This is a genomic window from Ralstonia sp. Ralssp110 (assembly GCF_047325135.1).
GTDB lineage: Bacteria > Pseudomonadota > Gammaproteobacteria > Burkholderiales > Burkholderiaceae > Ralstonia > Ralstonia mojiangensis.
Map to the genome: position 1 here is coordinate 357,612 of NZ_CP168610.1, position 21,480 is coordinate 379,091.

General features: G+C 57.7%; 21 protein-coding genes and 1 pseudogene. 10 read left to right on the plus strand and 12 right to left on the minus strand.

Going from position 1 to position 21,480, the window contains the following annotated elements:
• The first annotated feature begins 646 nt into the window (after positions 1-646).
• Positions 647-2,212 (plus strand): integrase, encoded by a 1,566-nt coding sequence (locus tag ACEN9T_RS10410; RefSeq protein ID WP_413707674.1) that lies wholly within the window; start codon positions 647-649, stop codon positions 2,210-2,212.
• Positions 2,213-2,366: 154 nt separating this feature from the next.
• Positions 2,367-2,483, plus strand: a pseudogene (locus tag ACEN9T_RS10415) (H-NS family nucleoid-associated regulatory protein); the annotation flags it as partial.
• A gap of 102 nt (positions 2,484-2,585) precedes the next feature.
• On the opposite strand, the gene ACEN9T_RS10420 reads toward ACEN9T_RS10415, so the two are convergent.
• From ACEN9T_RS10420 to ACEN9T_RS10450, 7 genes are all read right to left on the minus strand, one after another.
• Positions 2,586-4,058: a hypothetical protein gene (locus ACEN9T_RS10420; protein ID WP_413707675.1), complete on the minus strand. Its 1,473-nt coding sequence runs from the start codon at positions 4,056-4,058 to the stop codon at positions 2,586-2,588.
• Positions 4,059-4,147: 89 nt separating this feature from the next.
• Positions 4,148-4,444 (minus strand): hypothetical protein, encoded by a 297-nt coding sequence (locus ACEN9T_RS10425; protein ID WP_413707676.1) that lies wholly within the window; start codon positions 4,442-4,444, stop codon positions 4,148-4,150.
• A gap of 16 nt (positions 4,445-4,460) precedes the next feature.
• On the minus strand, positions 4,461-5,204 hold the full coding sequence (locus ACEN9T_RS10430) for a conjugal transfer protein TrbJ (protein WP_413707677.1): 744 nt from the start codon (positions 5,202-5,204) through the stop codon (positions 4,461-4,463).
• 7 nt (positions 5,205-5,211) lie between these two features.
• Positions 5,212-5,394 (minus strand): hypothetical protein, encoded by a 183-nt coding sequence (locus ACEN9T_RS10435; RefSeq protein WP_247565877.1) that lies wholly within the window; start codon positions 5,392-5,394, stop codon positions 5,212-5,214.
• Between the two features lie 295 nt (positions 5,395-5,689).
• A complete protein-coding gene (locus tag ACEN9T_RS10440; protein WP_413707678.1) occupies positions 5,690-6,097 on the minus strand; it encodes a hypothetical protein in 408 nt (135 codons plus the stop codon).
• Positions 6,087-6,398 (minus strand): hypothetical protein, encoded by a 312-nt coding sequence (locus ACEN9T_RS10445; RefSeq protein WP_197362770.1) that lies wholly within the window; start codon positions 6,396-6,398, stop codon positions 6,087-6,089. The genes ACEN9T_RS10440 and ACEN9T_RS10445 overlap by 11 nt, the downstream gene beginning before the upstream one ends.
• 146 nt (positions 6,399-6,544) lie before the next feature.
• Positions 6,545-7,279: an AAA family ATPase gene (locus ACEN9T_RS10450; RefSeq protein WP_197335094.1), complete on the minus strand. Its 735-nt coding sequence runs from the start codon at positions 7,277-7,279 to the stop codon at positions 6,545-6,547.
• 850 nt (positions 7,280-8,129) lie between these two features.
• Between ACEN9T_RS10450 and ACEN9T_RS10455 the strand changes: the two genes are divergently transcribed.
• Together ACEN9T_RS10455 and ACEN9T_RS10460 are read left to right on the plus strand one after the other, a co-directional pair.
• A complete protein-coding gene (locus tag ACEN9T_RS10455) occupies positions 8,130-8,468 on the plus strand; it encodes a plasmid mobilization protein (RefSeq protein WP_413707679.1) in 339 nt (112 codons plus the stop codon).
• A 35-nt stretch (positions 8,469-8,503) separates the two neighbouring features.
• Positions 8,504-8,878, plus strand: a complete 375-nt coding sequence (locus ACEN9T_RS10460) for a hypothetical protein (RefSeq protein WP_413707680.1) — start codon at positions 8,504-8,506, stop codon at positions 8,876-8,878.
• 677 nt (positions 8,879-9,555) lie between these two features.
• Here ACEN9T_RS10460 and ACEN9T_RS10465 read toward each other — a convergent pair.
• Genes ACEN9T_RS10465 through ACEN9T_RS10475 form a run of 3 tightly spaced genes read right to left on the minus strand, consistent with a single transcriptional unit; the run spans position 9,556 to position 10,803 of the window.
• A complete protein-coding gene (locus tag ACEN9T_RS10465) occupies positions 9,556-10,299 on the minus strand; it encodes a hypothetical protein (RefSeq protein ID WP_413707681.1) in 744 nt (247 codons plus the stop codon).
• Positions 10,300-10,321: 22 nt separating this feature from the next.
• The gene (locus ACEN9T_RS10470) at positions 10,322-10,576 is read right to left on the minus strand and encodes a hypothetical protein (RefSeq protein ID WP_413707682.1); all 255 of its coding nucleotides are present in this window, start codon (positions 10,574-10,576) and stop codon (positions 10,322-10,324) included.
• Positions 10,573-10,803, minus strand: coding sequence for a hypothetical protein (locus ACEN9T_RS10475; RefSeq protein ID WP_413707683.1), 231 nt, complete (start codon positions 10,801-10,803; stop codon positions 10,573-10,575). The genes ACEN9T_RS10470 and ACEN9T_RS10475 overlap by 4 nt, the downstream gene beginning before the upstream one ends.
• 299 nt (positions 10,804-11,102) lie before the next feature.
• Between ACEN9T_RS10475 and ACEN9T_RS10480 the strand changes: the two genes are divergently transcribed.
• Positions 11,103-11,666, plus strand: a complete 564-nt coding sequence (locus ACEN9T_RS10480) for a Panacea domain-containing protein (protein ID WP_413707684.1) — start codon at positions 11,103-11,105, stop codon at positions 11,664-11,666.
• Positions 11,667-11,918: 252 nt separating this feature from the next.
• Here the strand turns inward: ACEN9T_RS10480 and ACEN9T_RS10485 are convergent, their stop codons facing one another.
• Positions 11,919-12,047, minus strand: a complete 129-nt coding sequence (locus ACEN9T_RS10485; RefSeq protein ID WP_413707685.1) for a hypothetical protein — start codon at positions 12,045-12,047, stop codon at positions 11,919-11,921.
• 922 nt (positions 12,048-12,969) lie between these two features.
• On the opposite strand from ACEN9T_RS10485, the gene ACEN9T_RS10490 reads away from it, so the two are divergent.
• From ACEN9T_RS10490 to ACEN9T_RS10510, 5 genes are all read left to right on the plus strand, one after another.
• Complete coding sequence (locus ACEN9T_RS10490) at positions 12,970-14,211, plus strand: glycosyltransferase family 4 protein (protein ID WP_413708438.1); 1,242 nt, start codon at positions 12,970-12,972, stop codon at positions 14,209-14,211.
• 79 nt (positions 14,212-14,290) lie between these two features.
• Complete coding sequence (locus ACEN9T_RS10495) at positions 14,291-16,462, plus strand: type I secretion system permease/ATPase (RefSeq protein ID WP_413707686.1); 2,172 nt, start codon at positions 14,291-14,293, stop codon at positions 16,460-16,462.
• A complete protein-coding gene (locus ACEN9T_RS10500; protein ID WP_413707687.1) occupies positions 16,459-17,802 on the plus strand; it encodes an HlyD family type I secretion periplasmic adaptor subunit in 1,344 nt (447 codons plus the stop codon). Before ACEN9T_RS10495 ends, ACEN9T_RS10500 begins: the two co-directional genes overlap by 4 nt.
• Positions 17,803-17,833: 31 nt before the next feature.
• Positions 17,834-19,255 (plus strand): TolC family protein, encoded by a 1,422-nt coding sequence (locus ACEN9T_RS10505; RefSeq protein ID WP_413707688.1) that lies wholly within the window; start codon positions 17,834-17,836, stop codon positions 19,253-19,255.
• 7 nt (positions 19,256-19,262) lie between these two features.
• Positions 19,263-19,820: a hypothetical protein gene (locus ACEN9T_RS10510; RefSeq protein WP_413707689.1), complete on the plus strand. Its 558-nt coding sequence runs from the start codon at positions 19,263-19,265 to the stop codon at positions 19,818-19,820.
• A gap of 782 nt (positions 19,821-20,602) precedes the next feature.
• Here ACEN9T_RS10510 and ACEN9T_RS10515 read toward each other — a convergent pair.
• Positions 20,603-21,172, minus strand: coding sequence for a hypothetical protein (locus ACEN9T_RS10515; RefSeq protein ID WP_413707690.1), 570 nt, complete (start codon positions 21,170-21,172; stop codon positions 20,603-20,605).
• Between the last annotated feature and the right edge of the window lie 308 nt (positions 21,173-21,480).

The following is a 21,480-nucleotide window of genomic DNA, read 5'->3' on the forward strand; positions in this document are numbered from 1 at the left end:
GGGCAAATGCTGCTAGATTACTTGCAAGGGGGCTGATATGAGCACCAGTAGCAACGGCAAGAACATCGCGACGCTGGCTGTTGCTGCGCCGAAGGTTGTGGTGCGACGGTCAGGCAGGCGCGTTATCGTCACCACCGCGACGAAGCGTCAACTGCGCGCCAATGCGAGGGTGTCTACCCGTACCGCTTTCCCTGAACTGCCCGAGTGGCGACGCACAGGGCGATAGCGCCCGCACGCACCAACAAACGGGCCGCTTGGCTCCTGGAAGCCACACGTAAGCTGTTGTAGGGGCGCAAACACAGCCAACGGGGCGCGTGTCGTGTCACACTTTTGCTGCAAAAGATCCTCTTACGCTGGGCGCTTCAGGCAAGGCTGGTACGAGCGCGCCATCAACAGCGGGATGGGGCGCTATGCCAGTTCGCCTAGCGGCTCAAGCCTAACCTGGCGGGCATCCTCGCCCACACCGGCTGGCCCTTGGGTACCAATCTGGTGGAAGGATCAAAGAAAAAGGCCCTGCAGTGCAGGGCCTTCAAGAACTGGGGGCGGGAGCCAATTAGATTGAGCAGTCAGACTGCCGCTTCCTCTCGGGTCGCGCCCCACTTAGACGGTGGGCCAAATAGATGGCCGATACGGCATACTACGCCGCATGCTCAAAACAGTCAATCCGATCGATACACATGCCGTCGTTCGGCTGCTCGAATTTTTCTCCGAAAGAAAGCCGTGGTCTCGATCCCTATGGGGCATCGGCGTTGTTCTCGCCATGGAGGAACTGTACGAAGCGTGCGCCGCCATGCGCCAGGGCCATCTCAGCGAGGCATCCGTTAAGCGGATCGCCTCTTCGCTTCAAAAGCGCGTTGGGCTCCACCCGGCATTCTCGGAAGACGAACGTCAGTTTCTCCGTCTCCAGCTTCAACAGGTGCCACGTGCTGAGGGAGCAGCGCACTTCGGGATACGTGAACTATCGGTGCGGGTTGCCGCTGACTATCTCAAGCGCTGGGGGCACGCTGTAACTCAAGGACCATTGCCGGTCGAGCTTTTTGCGCGCAGCGTCGCGGCGTATCTACTTGATGCAGGCTTTTCTGGACAGCATTTGCACGGCTTCATCAAAGCACGCCTCGATGCTCCCGAACCGATCACGCTGGCTGAGTTGTGTAATGCGCTCCATGACGAGGTCAGCGCAAAGCCGGCGCGCGAATTCGAGGTGCTGCTTGCATATACAACAGTCCCCGGCATGCCAAATGGGATCCCCGCTTCGTGGTTAAAGGGGCCAGCCGTCATCGCGTGGCTGAAAGAATCCGGTTTCGACACGTCGGGCGTACGCTGCCCTGTTGCCATGGCAGTAAGTGTCCGCGCCCGCGATGAACATGGTGCAGCACAGTTGGCACGCAGTGAGTCGGACCGATACGCGGCACGCGCGCTAATCGCGACAGGCAGGCCGCTAAGTCGGTTTCCGTTGCTATGGGTGAAAGGTGCCCGTGAACCCGCAACACTGAAAGAAGATTCTCGCGGTGTTGGCGTCACCGAACTTTTTCGCGAAGATCGCGTGTTCTCCACAGACGTCAGCCAGAGTGTTGACGCTGCACTAGAGCTACTTGCGCATCTGGAGGAAAGCTCGCCTCCGGCAGCGGTGGCTGGGGGGTGGGGTGCAATTGAAGGCCTGCTCGCTGATCCCAGCGACCGGGCCAGTGCAGCGGACAACCTTGCCACATTGGTGGCTTGCTCGTTTCCTCGCGCCGAACTCACTGCATTGTCGTACCGGGCGCAGCAAGCGCATCCTCGCGACTGCGCTGAACTGAGCGAGTTGCCGACCAATCGTGAACGCTCGCGCGTCCTCGCCAAGATGATTCTCGAGCGGCGCTTGCCGCAAATGCCCGGTGTGGGGGACCAAGCTGCTGTGACACGACTGGAGAAATTGCTTGCCAATCCGAGACCACAGCTGCAATCGATTCGAGATTCGATTGGCGAGTCATTTCACCGCCTCTATCGGCAACGCAACCTTATCCTGCACGGTGCCAGGCTCGACAGCGTCGTCTTGACCGCGAGCCTACGAACGGTAGCCAAGCTCGCCGGGGCAGGAATGGACCGCATCACCCACGGCCATTACGTCCAGAACTTGCGGCCCTTGGAGCTTGTCGCGAAGGCCAATCTCGCTCTGGCGTTGGTCAATCGTGAGTCGCCGCTGGGGTGTGTTGATCTCCTCGAAATTGGTTAAGTCGATGGAGAAAAAAGCGGCTTCACGCGAGCGCCCTGTCTCACCGTTCTAGTCGGAATAGGGCGTTGCCGCCAATAGTGGCTCATGCTGCATCTCGCGACAAATCAAGTTTGCTTTGCGTTGGCTAGCAAGAAAGCTGTGGCTCCGAAATAATCAAGATCCGAAGACAGGCGCCACGTGGTCCGATCGAGGTCGTGCATCAGCGTGGTTCGGCAAGAATCGTGACAAATTCTTGATCGCGCAAGTGCATGGCCTATGGCTTCCGCGATGACCATTACCTCTTCCTCAAGATTTGCACTGCCTTCCCGGAAATCGGCGATGAACCAAAAAAAGAGCGCCGGAGCGCTCTTCCGTGTTCCCCTACGAACACACATCAATCATGGTGCGGGTTGATGGAGACGCCGACCGTGGCTTTGTCGTGCGCCAGGCGTTGATCCAGATCGCGCAACTGCTGGCCAGCCTTCGGTTTGCTGGGTTGGCTGAGGTGATCGACTAGCTTGTCGAGCGTTTCCTCCAACTTTGTTGATCCATGCTGACCGCCAATCGTTGCCCCCCTTGCTGATCCACTGGCTTCGTCAGCCGTTTCGGCGGGCAAGGCTCTCTTGCCGGCGCTTGCAGCTCCCTTCTGGTCAGGCTGGCCGCTGTTCGCCGCGCCAGCTGTTGTTCTAGCGGCTTGGCTGTCAGTCTCGGTCGTCTCCGCGTCATATGGCCCGCCATATCGCCCTGAAGCGACGTTGGATTTGGGTGGGCTCGAAGCAACGCCAGGTTGTGACCTGCTGGATGACACGCCGGCCGGGGCTCCGCCCGAAGCAGGAGCGCTCGCTGTACCACCGCCGCTGACAGATAAGGCGGGCGCAGTTGGTGGAGTGAAGACCGGCGCGTCGCCACCGCTGCCCATCGACGAAGCGTCCTGGATTGAGCCACCGCCCCCCTTCAGCATGTCCATGAAGCGGCTCATGGCCTGAGGTACTTTCCCCGCTCCTGCGACTGCAGATGCTCCGCCAGTTGCTGCGGCTGCGCCTGCTGCGGCCCCTGCGGCGACGGCAGTAGTCACGTCGCTGGCGCCTATTGCCGATGTGCCGCCGGCGAGCGAGCTGGCGATTGCATCGCTCTTGAACAGGCAAAAGGCCAGCAGTAAGTACGCACCGATGATCGACACAACGGGACTAAGGACGGAGCCCAACCCATCAGTGATCATCTGTTGCACCGTGATGGCATTGAGGACCGACGTCAGGGCTTCGCTCATGGCACTGAAAGCGCTCATCATGACTCCCACCAAGACAATCCGGTACGCCAGCGAGAGCAGCGATTTGAACGGCGCAATGCCCTGATCCCGCAGCGTGTTTAGCCCCAAAAGTGCGAAGCTCATCGGGCTGAGCGTAGCGATGAGAACGGCTTCCAACTGAAGCATGAAGATTTTTAGGGCTAGGTACATGCCGACCCCTAGGACAACAAGCAGGACCAAGATAACGATATTTCCTGCTGTACCTCCGACCAATGGAACCGCTCCGACGCCGAGCGCAAGCCCTGCAAGAACTCCCACCAATCCAAACGTGGTCTTCATGATTGACGCTGGCGTCGGTATATCGCCAACGAGCGCAAACATCTGATCGCTGACCGCCACGATCCAGCCAGGCGCATGAGCGATGAGATATAGACAGAAACCGACCCACGCTACGGCGCCAACCATCTTTCCAACCGCTCCCTGCAGATCGCCGTCACCCATTAGAAGCTTCCAGTTCGTGACGAAGAACTGAGCGGTCGAGAACGCCGCAAGCCACGGGAGCGCCTGTTCGTTTAGCTTGGTAAACGCTGGCAGCATCGCCTGCTTGATGGTCTCCAACACAGTGTCCGAGCCCGGAACTTGAGCGAAGACGCTGTGAGAGGCAGCCAGCAATAGCACCAGAGTCAAAAACCTCGCTCGGTGTCTCATCGTCAGTCCGCCTTCTTGTAGACGTAGCCGTAGTTGGTGGTGAATGTGCCGTCACCATTGATAGTTGCCTCGACCGGGAAGCCGTTAGCGAACTTGTATTTCAAGGTGTTCCCCGTCACGGTGAAATCTGTCTCACCGGCAGTCCCCCCAACTACCTTGACTTTGCTTCCCTCAAACACGAGCTTGGAACCGTCCTTATCGACATACGTCCCGGCAACGGAGGCGGAACCAGACTTTGCTCCGCAGCCTGCCAGAGCGGCGGTAGCGGTGACGATGAGAATCGCGATGATCTTGTTCATGAGTCAAATCCATTAGTCAGTTGGGGAGAAAATTCTTCCACTTTGGCGCCGGCGCTGACTGAACCGAAGGTATCGGCGTCTTGTAGGCCTGCATAAGCCCCGCGGCGTCATCCAGCCCCTTCTGATCCTTTGCGTTCTGTGTCGCCATGTACGTCGTCGCTGCCGTGGCTTGGGTCGCCATCAGTTCTTTCAAGGACTGCAGTTCCTGGATCTGGCGCACGTTGATCTGAGAGAGTGTCTGCAGGGCATCGAGATTGCCGTTCGTGGCCTGGCTCCGGTTGTAGAGGTCGGTCAGGGCAGCCTGGCTCGATGCATACTGATCGCGCTGTGCTCCAACGGCGCGGAGCGCCGACTGCAGCGTGTCCGTGTTGGTTTGATGCCAAGAAGTGAACATCTTGGCGAGATTGCCCGCCGTGGGGCTCTTGAACGTTCGCGCAAAGTTCTGGTCGATCTGCGCGAGGTTGTAGCCAATGGACTGCCCGCCGCTCCAGATCTGCCCAATGGTGTTGATCATTTGCCCGACATCAGGGCCAAGTATGGAGGTCGGGTTGGAAATGAGATTCTTCAGCTCGGCCTCGACTTGACGGCCTTGCATCACGTACGACTGCACCTGCTGCTCGTAGCTCTGGATGAGCTGCAGGTTGTTCAGAATTTGCGTAACTTCTGTCGAACCACCAGTCCCCGCGACGGAGCCAGCCAAGGCCGGCGTAGCAAAGAGGGCGGCAGCGATGAAGCCTGCGATTCGGGTCTTAAGTTTCATGTATCTCTCACTTGTTGAGCTGGCGGCGGCGGATCGGCAGGTAAGCCAGGCCGGCAACAATGAGCACGACGCAGGGCCAGGGATTGCCCTTGCTGGCCATGTAGACCGGGACGGCACTGCCGGCTAGGACAATTGAGATGGCAAGCGCCATGTGTGCGTGTGTCAGCGATTTCTTGTTTGCGTTTTCCATTACCAGTCCCTTTTCTTTTGCTGCAAAAGATCTCAGTTGTCGGTCTGCTCTAGCCCAAACGGGCATCCGTACGTGTCAATGAACTTTTCTCTCTGGCGCTCGATTGCGGTCGCCACTTGAGCTGATGGGGCCTGGGAGCGGATCGCTTGGCGGTGTCGGTCGGGCAGCTTGTATTGGGTTGCCAACTGCGTCGTAGCGGGTAGAATTTCAGCGGCCATGTGTCGATCTGGTGGTCCTGGATTGTCTCGGCTAGAGGCGCCCGACTGTTCCTGCAGTTCGGGCGCTTCGCTTTTTGTCAGGTGCGGATCGTTATTTCACATCTCCCATCTGAGTAGGTGGCGGCTATCTGATCGCCCGTCGTCGGCTCTTCGTCCAAGCTGGGTATGTCGGATAGTGGGATGACGATGGCGGTATTTGTCCGGTTTGCGATTAGAAGTCCAAAGATATTGCGGTCCAAAACCACGCCAAAATACCGGCCGTGCAGTCTGTTCGGCGGCACTACCTCACGATTCATCTCCCTGGCGGTTTGAATTAGGTTGGAGACGCTGGCTCGCACAGCCGCGCTGATCTGTTGGTCGATAAGTCCAAATACGGACTGAACACACTGATCCAGCTCGATCCGGGCCATGCATTGCATGGCGTACAACGCCTGCACTTCGGCGCGGATCTGCTGGAGAGACTGGACGAAGTCGTCAGGTGCCATCGGGCAGACCTCGCTTCCAGACCAGCCATCCGCACCCGATCCCCAGGCCAGCAAGCGCCAATGAGATCGCACCCACTGCCACATAGGACGGCTCGACGTGCCCATAAGACAACCAGATGCCAGCGATCAGCCCTACGAGTCCGACTGCGGCACTCAGAGCAGCGGCCATCGGCCCATGCTTGCGGGACGCCTTGCGTTCCGTGAGCTTGATGCTGGACACAAGCGAAAAGTATTGGATCTGCAGCAGATCGAGCACGAGGAATAGCGGATCGTCGTCACCGATCCTGTACCCGTGCTCCATGAGGAGCCTCTTAACCCGGTTTCGATCTTGTGGAAGATGGCGGATTAGTTCTTCCCTATCCACAAGCTTTAGCAAGATGAGCAGCGGTTCGTCCGTGGTCAACTTGTGGCCCCTACCGGCCAGCATGGGTATCGCGTGTTCCGGTTTCATTGCCAGTTGATCTTCTTGAGTTCCGTGAAGACTGCGCCGACAAATTTGCTGAGTCGGTTCTTCACAAGGAAATTGAACTCGGGTGAAGCATTCACATCAACCAAGGTCAAATGGGCCGATGTCATGGCTGAAATCGCGGTAACCATCGCATCGTCATGGCTGTGGTCCTCGATCCTCACGCGCCCCGCAATCCTGTCAGCGCGTTCGGCCTCCCTATAAGGCTTAGTTGATTCGATCGTGTGACCGTTGTATTCGACGGGTCCCCAGAACTCGTTTTCCCAGACAACGATCTTCGCATTACCGCTAGTCTTGCCAACCAGCTCGCAAAAGCCGTTGTAGGTGTCCGTCTTCGCTTGGCCACCCGTCATCACTGTGTGAATAAAAACCTTCTTTCCGGCATCTTCGAAGATCTTATAGATGTCGTTATTGGCGAGATACTTGGTCAGTGGAAGAAACGTCGCCGCGCCATTGTCGATAACGAAATCTGCTTCGCTGCTGAGAACCGCTTCCATCAAAGGGTCAAATCCCGTTTGCAGTACCGTTCCATTCTTAGCAATGTCGACGTGAGTAACATCAAGGCTCTTGTATTGCGTAAAGGTCGCGTTCACCGGGTCGGTGTCAGCGCAAAGGACATTTGCCCCTATGCTTTTGAGGTATTGCGCAACAAGCACGGCGGTAAGTGACTTTCCTACGCCGCCTTTGCCTTGCAGGATCATGTGCACGTTGTTCATGTCAGTCTTTCTCAATTTCTACGGGTTTAGGTATTGGGCTAAATGAGTCTGCGCCCCTGGCGCCTTCGATTCGCTTCAATGGATTGCTAGGTGGTTTATTTAGACGTGGTATTGAAGTGCTGGCGGTTGGCTTGCTCGGTGGCTTGGATTGCAATTCCAATTCGGCTTGTCGCCTAGCTTCCTGGGCTCGGATGAATTTTGATAGGCCTTGAATAGTCACCGAAATATCGTTGCGTGCGAGCCATTCGCAAATCTGGGAAAGCGTGTATTTCTTGACGCGCGCCGATTCAATCTCTGGCCAAAAATCAATGAGCTTAGATCCCTTCCCTGCCGGGGCCGTGGATCGAAAAAATTCGTCTAGTGGGTACTTTCGTTCGCTTGCCATGAACCGAATTCAACTGCGTTCCGTAGCCTGCGTAAAGTCCCCGATCTTTTGCAAAGCGGACTTAACTGTTAATTATTAACAGTTAAGTCGACTTCGGCTTGTGTAAGTCGTTGATTAATTTGAGATCAAAAAAGATGTAACAATTTGTACGAAATCTTTTGCAGGCCGAGGTAATGCAGTTGGCGGTCGCAAAATTTCATCTGCTTTCGCGGTGTCTGCCTCGCAAGAAAACCAGATTCGGCGAGGTTTCATCGTCAGTAAACTAGATTCAACCCGAGTGAACCGGCTTTGCTGCGCTTTCGCCGGAATTGGGGAATGGTGAAGGGCAGGATGCCAGTTGTGTGCCTCACGGCACGCAACTGATCCTGACCGCTAGGTCGCTGCGCGCCCGTCGCAGTCACTCAGGGCTTTGCCCCGAGACCCCAACACCCGGCTAAACTGAAGTTCATGACCTGGAGGGTGCCGATGACCAAACTATTCACGACCAAAGAAGAGGCAGAGAAGCGCTCCAAGCGGATCGTGATGCGGGTGACTGCGGCCGAAGAATTAAAGATAAAAAAGGCCGCTGCCGTGCGGCAGATGGACGTGTCCGAGTTCGCGCGCCGCGCAGCTCTGGGACGCAAAGCGGATGTGGATCACGAAACGGAGGCTGTGCTAGCGCTAAGTGCGATCACCCGTGAAGTGCGGGCGCTGCACGCGGCAATGATCAAGCACGGCATTGCGCCGCCCGAGGCGGACCTGCTGCCAGTGATCCTGGAAGCTCGGCGGGCGATCCTTAGGGTCAGCGAGGCCAGGCAGACATAACAGGCGAAGCCTTAAATTCTCCATCCAGGATTGCCATGCGCGAATACAAACGCCGGACTGTCAAAGGGGTGGTCTCGTGTACCTGCGACCGTTGCAAACGTCGCCTGACTCCCGAGGAGCCGGGTGAGTGGCAGGAGCGCCTATCGTTTGACCAGGCCTGCGGCTTTGATTCTGTGTTTGGCGATGGCAGCACGATTAGTCTCGATTTGTGCCAACACTGCGTGCAGCAGGTCTTGGGCGAATGGTTGCGCATCACCCCAACTTCAACCGCTGGACCTGCGCTCTACCCTGGGGTGATGGAGAAGTTCGCCCAATTTGGGAGCGACTTCATGGCAGCGGGCCGTGGCGAGCACGAACAAGCGGTTCGAGCAGGCGGCCAGCGCCGGAAGCCGCAAGGACGAAGGAAATGACTCCCACTTCGGCTCACGTATGAGCTCATAGAAGGGCCCACAGGACTGTGTGTAACTCGGCATCGCTCCATCAGGCACGGCAGAGCGCGACGGTTTGGCAAACAATAGTTGGCAAGGTGGCGGTAGGGAAATGACTCCCACTTTGGCTCACGTATGAGCCCTTAGAAGGGCTCACAGGACTGCGTGTAACTTGTCCATCGCTCGACTAGGCCTGTCAGAGCGCGACGATTTGGCAAACAATAGTTGGGAAGGTGGCGGTAGGGAAAATGACTCCCAAATCGGCTCACGTATGAGCCCTTAGAAGGGCCCGCAGGACTGCGTGTAACTTGCCCATCGCTCGACCGGGCTGGGCAGGGCGCGACGGGTTGGCAAACAATAGTTGGCAAGGTGGCGTTAGGGAAATGACTCCCAAATCGGCTCACGTATCCGAAGGTAGTGATATGGCAGACCAAGAAAAGCGGGTGCGCTGCGACCAGGACCCGGAGTTCGTGGAGGTAACCCACGAGGGGCGGTGGCGATGTGGGTGGGCGGTTCTATCGCAGCTTGAAGCGCTGCGTGGACCGGAGACTGAGGAAGGCCGCCTTGAGGCCAACCGGCGTGAGGAGGCCGCCATAGAAGAGGCGCTACGGCGCCAAAAGCTCGGCGAGCCTCTTTTCCTCTAGAGCCTGGTGCAGTCGTCAGAAAAAAGCGAAGGCATTGGCGCGCGCATCGTGCAGCGCGTGATGCCGGCCACCGTGCTCACGGAAGTACGTTTCTAGGCGTTCCATATCAAGCCGGCGACCTACGTGCTCGCACTTCCACCCAGGGGGGATTTCACCATCGAGCAGATCGAGCACCAGGTCGAAGTCGCCTTGATAGTCGAAGCACAATACGCGCTTGGCCTTTGCCGGCACGGCGAGCAGCCACGCCAATAGCTCGTCGCGCAACTGCGCGGCCGGCATCGAGCGGCTGGGAAACTGGCCGAGCTGCGGCAGCACAGCCGCCCGCACGAACTGGCTGCACGCGGACAGTTCGAAGTCCGACACCTCCCCGTAGAACTCGGTCCCATCCTCGCTCACGATTGCCAGGCTGATGAGTTGGCAATCAATAAAGTCTGTGAACTCGGTATCGACAAAATAGCGCGTCTTCCACGGGCTGCGCGGCCCTTTGGATGCATGCATGGCACGCGCGGACTGGATGATGTCGAGCCGGACCTGTTCGGGCAGCAGGCTCGCCATGGGAGAGGCTTGGCGCAGTTGCTGGCCACGCTCGGACTCTTCCAAGGCCAGCTTCCAGTTGCGCTCAGCAATGATGCGCTTCCATTCATCGCGCAGCGGCTTGGAGCGAATGGAGGCCACCGTATCCCAGCGCTCCAGGATCTCCAGGGCCCGAGCTTCCAGCGACGGATCGGCACGAACCATCCGCACCGCCTCTTGGTGCATGAGCAAGCTTTGCAGATCGTCCCTATTCACCGGTTTTTCTCCTTGTGGAGAGCCCAGTCGGTCCGGGGCGGCCGCCCCACCGGTCATTCACCCACGCATCCCAATCGTGGGCATGCGGGGTGATGCACGTCTCGCCTTGGACCGCAACGAACGCGCTGCCTATCATCGCCTTAGCAAACTGCTGCCGCCATGGCTCAGGCACGTCGTCCATGCGCACGTACAAATGGCCCTGGGACTCCCGGATCGGCACCGCTGCAATCAGCTCATCGCGGGTCATGCCTCGTCCTCCCCAAACGACTGTTCGATGTGCTTAGCGTCGCGCACGTTGACCGGCCCGAGGGTGCGAATCTGCACCAGGCCGGCCAAGCCGAGTCGGTACAGGTGATACATGCGGGTCGACGGATCGTAAAGCGTCAAGCACTGCAGCCTGCGCTCACGGCGCAGGGGCGGCCCGAACAGTTCATACAACGACCGAGCAGTGTCATCGTCACGGGGGGTGTCCATTGCTTTCTCCAAGCCGGGAGCGACCGAGAGCGGGCCTTATGCCCAATTGTGCCTGCGACTCGGGCCTGCCAGTTCACGAACCCGAGTGTTTTTCTCTTCCGGCATCGGCCTTGAAAGGTCGGGTAGCGGCAAATGCCGTCGGGTTGGCTGAGACTAATTTGCGTTGAACCAACAGTGCGGCAATTTTCTTCCGCTCGACGGATTGTGGCTGGTACAGCTTTGCTATATGGTGCACAGCCAAAGAGCAATGCGCGGCGTAAGTGCGCGCAATGCCATATTTATTCAATCAAGGAGCCCCCATGCTGGTAAGTCATGAGCGGCAAAAACTGATTGAGGCGGTTTGCTTCTTCGCAAGTCACGTGGAGAAGCTGGGCAAGACCAAGCTGTTCAAGCTTCTGTACTTCCTCGACTTCGAACACTATCGAGACACAGGTAGGTCTGTCACGGGGATGGACTACTCCGCTTGGAAGATGGGCCCAGTACCGACCGATCTCTACCACGAGCTGGACAATCCGGGGGACGACTGGGCGACGAAGATTCGATTCGGCCAACGTTCCGTGCGTGCGGGTAAGAAGCCCATGCTCTCCGTTACGCCGATTGCCGAATTCGATGCGTCGCACTTCTCCAAGCGCGAGCTGCGTCTACTCGAGCGCCTAGCCACCGAGTTCAAGACCGCAGACGCAGACGAGATGATTGAGGCAACACACCTGGAGAACCTTCCATGGCACCAGGTCTACAACGTCCAGAAGCGTGACAGCGGGAAGATTCCGTACGAGCTCGCAGTGCGGGCTCAGGAAGCCGACGCTATACGAAGGGTGGCTGCAGACCATCTCGAAATGATTGGCGCCCTGCAAGGAAAATAAATGGTCCCTTGCGGCTCCATTCTGCTCCATAAGAATTTCCGCTTTGAGGACGGCACAACTGCGGACAAGTATCTTGTGGTCCTTGCAGACCAAGACGAGAGGCTCGTTGCTGTTAAGACGACTTCGCGAGGTGACAGATATAGGAACGACTTTGGCTGTCAATCTGGCAATCGCTTCCCTGCGTTCTATCTGCCTCGGGGATCGTGTTGTTTGCCCAAGTGCACTTGGATCTGCCTGGGCCAGTTCTATGAACTAAAAACCGCTGACCTTGCGACCTTGATGCTGGCGAATGATGTTGTGCGCGTTGGCGAGTTGTCGGCTGATCAGGCCCGCGATGTCCAGTTTTGCGCGGTGGGCTGTGACGATATCTCCCAGGCTCATGAAGCATGGGTACGAGCAAGCCTAGTGCCGGTCACCGCAGCGAATTCGCCGCAGAGTTCAAAAACCGCGTAGCAGACCGCCTTGCAGGCGGGAACTGGCCGGTAACAGACGCCGCCAGCAACGCGCCATGGGCACGTCGAACCACGTTCCCAAAACGCTGCGTAGTGTAGGGCGCACCAGCCGGACGATGTAATCGCCCCCCCAACGAGGCTGTGGTGCGGTACGCCAGGGGTACACACACAGGTTTTTCTTGCCCTTCGGTACCTTTCGCTAACTTACTGAATGCAAAGTACTTTTGGTTGTGCCTGGTTGCGGTCACGTTCCCTTGTCTATCGATAACTTATTGATTTACAAGGAAGTTTGTAGCCATCAGGTAGTGGGTTCGAGTCCTGCAGCCGCACCAGTACCGAAGCGGCTTCCCAGTGGGAAGCCGCTTTTCTTTGCCGTCCGCAATCCCGTTTTGTTGGCGAACGCGGATTGCGCATTCGCCAAGCCCGCTCATTCGAATGGACCAGATTCGGCCGCCTGCTGGCCCGACGCGACATTTTGCCCGTAAGCAGCTGTAAGGCGGCCGAGAGAGGGTTCCATGGAGACAAAGTGGGATCTGTGAAAAGGAATTTTGATTTCAGAAGTAAAAATAAAGAAACGACTCGCCCGGAAAATAGACCCCATGTGGGGTATTCAAGGACGTGCACTTAACCTTAGGATTCACACAATTTTAAGGTGCAGCGCGAGAAAGACCTCGAGTTCCAGGCAGAGCACATGCCTCTTGGTGACGCGCGGCCACGATTCGCTAAGGGATGGGGAGCCCATGGGAGCGGGCATTTTTTCGCGCGATCAATGCCGATCAAAGCAAACGGTTGCTCCGCCGCGTCACGACGCCAAAATACACGTCGCTTTGCAACGCAAAGTCCCGGCAGGGATGTCGGTTACAAAAGTGCTGTTCCTCCACCAGAACTTTCCCGGACAGTTTCGCCATATTGCGGTACATCTGGCTGACTCGCCTGACTGGGAGGTCCTGGCAATTGGGCGCGACACAGCCCCGGGCATCCCTGGGGTCCAATTGATACGGTACAGCCCGCACAGAACAGCGCGAACTGAGACACATCACTACGTCCGAAGCTATGAGGACTGCGTGCTCCACGGGCAGGCGGTCCTGCGCATCCTACTGGATCTAAAGGCAAAAGGTTATCGTCCGGACGTCATCATTGCGCATCCGGGCTGGGGGGAATCTCTCTTCATCAAAGAGGCATTCCCCGACGCCAAGTTGGTGCACTTCTGCGAGTACTACTATCGCTCGAAAGGCGCCGATGCTGCCTTTGACCCAGAGTTTCCACTCAGTATCGATGGAGCGGCACAAATTCGTGTCCGCAACGCCCTGCATCTATTGAATCTGGAGCAGTGCGATCTCGGTATTACGCCCACCCACTGGCAACATCAACTCCACCCACAGGCGTACCGGGACAAACTCGTGATCGCCCATGAGGGAATCCCGGTCGATCAACTGGCACCTGACCCCGCAGCCACTTTGACGTTGCCGAATGGGAATACGTTGAGTGCGGGGCAGCCCATCGTCACCTACGTGGCGCGCAATTTGGAGCCCTACAGAGGTTTCCATCAATTTATGCGGGCGCTGCCACACATTCTGCAAGAGCACTCGTCTTGCCAAGTGGTTATTGTGGGTGGCGACGGCGTCAGCTATGGCAATTCGCCGTCGGATGCTGCCAACTGGCGAGAGAAGCTATTGCGAGAAAACCCAGTCGATATGAGTCGCGTGCATTTTCTTGGGAAGGTGTCTTACGCGACCTACAAGCGCGTTCTCCGGGTGTCAGCGGCACATGTGTATCTCACATACCCATTTGTGCTGTCGTGGTCCTTGCTCGAAGCAATGGCTAGTGGATGCTTGGTGATTGGGTCGCGTACGGCTCCGGTGGAGGAGGTTCTGCAGCACGGTGGGAACGGCTTGCCGGTGGACTTCTTTAAGCCGATTGAGATTGCCAATAGCGTTCTGTCTGCGTTAGCAATACCGCAACGGTACGACGCGCTCCGGCAGGCAGCCAGAATGACGGCGTCTACATATAGCTCTCAATGCGGTGTGCAGCGCTATGGGGAAATTTTGAAGCTCGCGTGCACAGAAGGGCCAGTGAATTTGCATTCGGCGTAATACAAAACTCATTAACTTATCTCGCGCCAAATGCTGATTACGGCAGCAAGCGTCCACGTCGTGTTTGTCCCAGACGCCAATGACTCAAACCACAATTGATCCGGTGTCCTCCCAAGGTGGCGAGGACACTGCAAACGGTCTTGATACGGCCTTAAGCTGCACCCTCATCATGGCAAGCCTACATGGCATTGCCGCAGAAGAAGCCCAGCTACGCCACGAATTCGGCCACCGCAAGTTCGACACGCAGACCATGCTGTTGGCCTTCAAACAGCTCGGTCTGTCCGCCAAGCTGGTGCGGCAGCCTTTAGAGCGACTGGATCGCGCGCCGCTACCAGCCATAGGCATCGACCAATCCGGCCGCTACTTCATCGTCGGCAAGTACGACACAGGCAACGGCTCGCCGCGTGTCCTGATCCAGCATCCAGGCAACCCACCCAGCGTACTGTCCCTGCAGGACTTCCTCGCGCTCTGGTCGGGCGAACTGGTCTTGTGCACAAGCAAGGCCAGCTTCGCCGGAGAGATGGCCAAGTTCGACTTCAGTTGGTTCGTACCGGCCGTGGTCAAGTACCGCAAGCTGCTGGGCGAGGTGCTGCTGATTTCGCTCACGCTGCAGATTATCGGCTTGGTTACGCCGATGTTCTTCCAGGTGGTGATGGATAAGGTGCTGGTCAATCACGCCATGAAGACGTTGAACGTGATCGCCATCGGCTTGATCTGTGCAAACCTGTTCGAGGTCACGCTTACTAGTATCCGCACCTGGGTCTTTGCACACACTAGCAGCAAGATCGACGTGGAGTTGGGGGCACGCCTGTTCCGGCACCTGCTGAGCCTGCCACTGGCGTATTTCCATGCGCGACGCGTGGGGGATTCGGTGGCCCGCGTGCGGGAGTTGGAGAACATCCGCAGCTTCCTGACCGGGAACGCCATGACGGTCATGTTGGACCTGCTGTTCTCGTTCATCTTCCTGGCGGTCATGCTGTGGTACAGCGCCTGGCTGACGCTGATCGTGGTGGTTTCAATCCCGCTGTATATCGCGCTGTCGGCCATTTTCACGCCCATCATCCGAGCGCGCCTGAACGTCAAGTTCAATCGCAACGCGGAGAACCAGTCGTTCCTGGTCGAGACCATCAGCGGTATCGACACCGTCAAGGCTATGGCTGTGGAGCCGCGCTGGACCCAAAAGTGGGATCAGCAATTGGCCTCTTACGTGACGGCGGGCCTTGCCGTCACCAACGTCTCGACCATTGCCAGTGGGGGCGTGACGCTAATCAGCAAACTCGTTACCGCAGGCATCATGTGGCTGGGCGCCAGCTTGGTCATCGACCACAAGATGACGGTGGGGGAGCTTGTCGCCTTCAACATGCTGTCCGGCCAAGTGTCCGCGCCGATCCTGCGCCTCGCACAGCTATGGAACGACTTCCAGCAGGTCGGCATTTCGATGAGCCGCCTGGGAGACATCCTGAACGCTCGCACGGAGGTCGCCGGGCAGAAGTCCCGTCTACCCAAGCTGGCCGGCGCCATCGGCTTCGATCAAGTGGCTTTCCGCTACCGCCCGGACGCGCCAGACGTGATCCGAGGGCTCTCGCTAGCGATCGCCCCCGGCGAGGTTATCGGTATTGTTGGTCGGTCGGGCTCCGGTAAGAGCACTCTTACCAAACTGGTCCAGCGGCTTTATGTGCCCGAGCGCGGCCGCGTGCTGATCGATGGCCAGGACATCGCGATCATCGACACAGCCTCACTGCGCCAGCAGATCGGCGTTGTGCTGCAGGAGAACACCCTGTTCACCCGTTCGATCCGCGACAACATCGCCTTGACGAACCCCGCGGCTCGCCTGGAGACCATCATCGAAGCCGCCAAGCTGGCTGGCGCGCACGACTTCATCTGCGAGCTGCCGGAGGGCTATGACACCGTTGTTGGCGAACATGGCACGGGGTTGTCCGGTGGGCAGCGCCAGCGCATCGCCATTGCCCGAGCGCTCATTACCAACCCGCGCATCCTGATCTTCGACGAAGCGACCAGCGCGTTGGACTACGAGTCCGAGAAGATCATCCAGGACAACATGCGCAGGATCTGCCAGGGCCGCACCGTCCTGATCATCGCGCATCGGCTATCCGCCGTGCGGGAAGCCAATCGCATCATCGTCATGGAGCGCGGTCAGATCGCGGAAATGGGTAGTCATGAAGAACTGCTCACGAACCCGCAGGGTATCTACTCGCACCTTTACTCCCTCCAGCAGGGAGGCGCGGTATGAGCTTGCGACACCGCTTGGAAGCCTGGAAAGAACTACGGCAGCACTATGGGGCTGTATTCCGGCACGCCTGGCAGAACCGGGATGCCCTGAGCCTGCCGAAGTTTGAGGTGCACGAGGCCGAATTCCTGCCGGCGGCGTTGTCGCTGCAGGCTCAGCCCGTCTCGCCGGCAGGGCGTTGGGTGGCGCGCATCCTGATGCTGCTCATGGTCGTCCTGATCGCGTGGTCCACTCTAGGCAAGATCGACATCATCGTGAATGCCCAGGGCAAGATCATCCCGTCGGATCGCACCAAGACGATTGCCTCGGTGGAGGTGGCCAGCGTGCGGGCGCTGTATGTGCAGGAGGGGCAAGCTATCAAGGCAGGGGATCTGCTGGTCGAACTTGATGCGCGCGCCAGCGACAGCGAGCGCGACAAGGCTATCGGTGATGAACAGTTGGCCAGCCTTCAGGCAGCACGCTCGCGTGCGTTGCTCGATGCGATCGACAGCGGTAAGGATCCGCGCTTGCCTCCTGTTGAAGGTGTTCCCCAGCAGCGCTGGAGCGAAGCCGAGCAGTACTTGATGGACCAGTGGCGCGACTACATCGCCAAGTTGAACCGGCTGGATGGCGCGATCCACCGCTATGGCGAAGCGCTGCCGCTGGCAGCCCAGCGCGCCCGGGACTACGCCGAGCTGGCTGAAAGTCACGATGTCTCACGCCATGCCTACCTGGAAAAGGAACAGGCACGGGTCGACCTCGAGGGTCAACTGGTCGACGCCCGCAACCAGAAAGCTGCCCTCACAGCGGAGACGCGCCGCGTTGCCCAGGACAGCCTGAACGAGGCCAAGAAGGTCCTGGGGCAATCGTCACAGGACGCGCGCCGTGCGGGTGTGCACAGCGAATTGCTAAAGCTCGTGGCGCCGGTGGATGGAACCGTCCAGCAGTTGACGGTGCACACCGTCGGCGGGGTCGTGCCGGCGGCCCAGCCCCTCATGCAGATCGTGCCGCAGCAGGGCGTCATCGAGGTCGAAGCCTTCATGGAAAACAAGGACGTCGGCTTCGTGCAGGAAGGGCAGGAAGCGCAAGTGAAGATCGACGCCTTCGAGTACACCAAGTACGGCACCGTGCCTGCACACGTCACGCATGTGTCGCGCGATGCTATCCAGGATGAAAAGAAAGGTCTGATCTACTCGGTCAAGGTTGCGCTGGACAAGCGTTCACTCGATGTCGAGGGCGAGCAAGTGGCATTGACTCCTGGCATGAGTTCGACGGTCGATATTAAAACGGGTACGCGGCGCGTGATCGAGTATGTGTTGTCACCGCTGATTCAGCATGGACGGGAAAGTTTGCATGAGCGCTAAGGTTGTAGGAATAGTGGCGCCAAGGCGAGTCGTGAGTGGATTGATTGTCGCGTGGAGCTTGCTGCATGCGCTTCCAGCAATGCCATGGAGTTGGTCTGCCGCGCTAGACGATCCCTTGAATGCACGACCGCCCGTGCTGGACACAGGGGTGACTTTGCCGGGCGATGGCAGCCCCATCACTTGCCGGACTGGGCCTGCATTTGATCACCCGCTCCCTCTGGATGAAGCGGTTGATTTGGCCTTGTGCAGCAACCCGCAGGTCAAGGCGGCTTGGGCGGCAATCAAGATCCAGGTTGGTTCTGTGGGTGAGGCCCGCGCAGCCTATTTGCCGAATGTGACCACCACACTGTCGCAACTGCACTCACGCAACGAATTTCCAGGCCAGTCACAGGCAAATAATTCGACGGATGGCCACACCCTGCATGCGGGGCTCACTTGGCGCATTTTCGATTTCGGTACACGGGCCGCCAACCGCGAAGCGGCCAATTCACTATTGGCCGCTGCGTTGGCCGCGTATGACGCAGCATTGCAGAAGGCGATCGCAGGGGTAGTGCAAGCGTACTTCGATGCGCAGACCGCTCGCTCAGCAACGATGGCAAGAGCTGAATCACTGCGCCTTGCACGAGAGACGCTTGAAGCGACAGAGCGGCGGGAGCACCGCGGCGCCGCTGGCCAAAACGACACCCTGCAGGCCCGCACTGCCTGGGCCAAGGCGCAGTTGGCGGCGGAGCGGGCAAAGGCGGACTACAGCAAAGCACTGGCTGCGCTTGTCTACACCACTGGTTTACCTCCGGGCGAATCAATCGAGTTATCCGATATGCCCGAAACCACGACGACTGATTCTATTAAAGATCTGGCCGGTTGGTTGGAGGAAGCCAAGGCAAAGCACCCAGCGATTGCCGCTGCGCGTGCTCAGTGGGAAGCGGCTAGGGCGAAGATTCGACAAGTCCGCGACGAAGGTTTACCGACGGTTGATCTAACGGGGAACATCTATCAGAACGGTTACCCGAACCAGGGACTGCAGGGCACACGCAGCACGGTCACTACCGTCGGCGTGACACTGACGATTCCGCTGTTTGAAGGCTTCACACGAACCTACAAGGTGCAAGGTGCGACAGCGCAGGCAGAGCAAAGTGCCGCCCAGTTCGAGGATACCGAGCATCAAATCTTGATCGACGTGATCAAGACTCATGCCGACGCCATCTCGGCCTTGGGCAATTTGGAAGCCTCTGACGTGCTGCTCCAGTCCGCACGAGCCGCGATGGCGTCGTCGAAAAAACGCTATACGAAGGGGGCAGCCGACATTCTGGAGTTACTGTCGACGCAATCGGCGCTCGCGGATGCACTACAGGAGAGGGTTCGCGGCATATCCGAATGGCAGTCGGCGCGGCTTCGGTTGTTGGCAGTAGTCGGCCGGCTTGGGCGTGGGCACTTCTTAAATTCAGAAAAATAAGTCTCTTATGAAATCCGATTCCATTTGGTTTGCTTGGCTTCCAGCTTCTGCTCTGAAAGTATTTGGATGCGTGGAGCTTTGCGTGCTGGCCGCCGTGGCCTTGTTTTTTCCTGCTCCCTTGGACTGTGGTCTGCACTCTTTGCTTTGTTCTACGATCTCGCATATGGCGGACGTCGCTTATGTGGCTTCAATATCTGCATTCCCAATGGCTGCAGCGATGTCATATGCTGGGGCACTAATTGGATCTTTGATATTTGGTGTTGCAGTGTGCTTCGCAAAAGTTGATGTGGAGAAATTCCGGGGTGCCGCAATTAGTAAATCATTGACCTCGCGCGTAATCTATTTTTTTGCGGCGATTATGTTTTTGGCTGCGCCATATTTCCTTGAGCTTCGTGTGTCGACTGGGCAGTTTTCTTTTTGGTTCTTTGAGGCGGTGTCAAAAGATAGGTTGTTTCTGCTGCTCTGGGTCAGTGGGGTTTTTGTTCTGTTTTGTGCTTTTTGGATTTGGGTGCTGTTTGAGGCAACAAATTTCATCTCACGTACATTGAAATGGGTGATTAATTGATCGATTACGATTCTCTTCAAAGATTGCTGTCGAATATGTCAAATGATCTCTCGTCTCTATGGACGGGGCTGACAAACGCAATCTCGGGCTCCTCAGACTGGATATCCAAGCAAGCCGGGTCTGCTGCTCAATATGAGGCCTTGGGTAGGCAGATGGCTGATTTGGCTGCGGACTATGCAAGAGGACTGACAAATCTGGCAGAGGGGCAAGGTACTGCTGCGGAGCGAGCGGCGCTAAGTGACATTGCATCTACCATGATGCGTAACATTGAGAGTATGCGAGAAAGTGGTGCAGAGGCATACACTCGGTACGGAGAAAGCATAGGGACGGCGGTAAGAGAGGCCTCTCGCGCCAACCTTGCGGCGGTCGGGGGCACATTAGTTGATGCAACCAATCTTGCGATTGGCCTCAACAATGCAATTGACTCAGGGGACTGGAACTCGTTTGGTGTTACTGCAGCGGGAGTTGGCGGGGCTATAGCAGGTGCGGAGATTGCGGCGGGTCTTGTAACTGCGGCGGTCGCTGCATTGGGAATCGTAGGTGCGCCGGCCGCTGTTCTGGTATTTGTTGCTGTTGGTGCCGCGGCATACGCGGGGGATAAGCTTGGGGCGAATATATTTGATGGATGGAAGAAGTTATTTGATCTCTTTGCTAGTGCGATAGGCGATGATGCTTTAGTAAGTTTGGTCGGAAAGATCGACGCGCGAGTTAACCAAGCGTTTCGCGGCGCGCTATTCGATAGCGGTCGAGATCCTCTCGTATTGGACACAGGGAACGGGATCTCAGCAGTTGGTGTAGACCGGAGCAACGTACAGTTTGATCTCGCCAATAGTGGCCAAAAAGAAGCCGTTGGTTGGATCAATTCCGGTGGTTTCCTGGTTAACACGGCGGATGGTGCGGTCACTAGCGGAGCGCAACTGTTCGGCGATGCGCGCGCCTTGCCAGATGGCACGCTGGCCAAGGACGGCTTTAGCGCGCTTGCTTCCCAAGATAGCAATGGCGACGGTCATATTAATGGCGACGATGCAGCCTTCAACCAGCTTGCGGTGTGGGTGGATGCTAACCAGGACGGCATGGAGCAGGGCAGTGAGGTGACATTGCTCAGTCAGCTGGGTGTTAAGGATATCGATCTGACCAGCGAGCGTTCGACTTTCCAGAATATGGGTGGCGGCAATGTTGCCACCGGTGTTGCCACTGTCACCTGGGCGGACGGGCACCAAACGCAGATGCTGGAAGCGAATCTTGTCACCAACGGGTTCTACACGACGTTCACAGATAAGCTGCCGCTGACTGTGGAGCAGGCTGCCCTGCCATTGTTGAGTGGCAGCGGTCAGGTACGTGATACCCAGCAAGCGGCTGCGCGCTCCGACACATTTGCGGCCTTGCTCAAGCAATACGCCGTCGCAGGTACGCGCGCGGATCAGATGGCATTGCTACCTGCGTTGGTGGATGCATGGGCTGCAACCAGCAGTTTCTCGCCAATGATGGAGCGCAACACGTATGCGAACAACAGTATTAACTACGAATATACGTTTGCCGGCGTAGAGCAGTATCAAAGAAAGGACCTGGGGTTCGATACCTTGATTTCCAAGAGCAACTGGACCAACGACTATAACAAGTGGGTCCATATGGTCGATGTTCTGGAAACGTTTAATGGGCA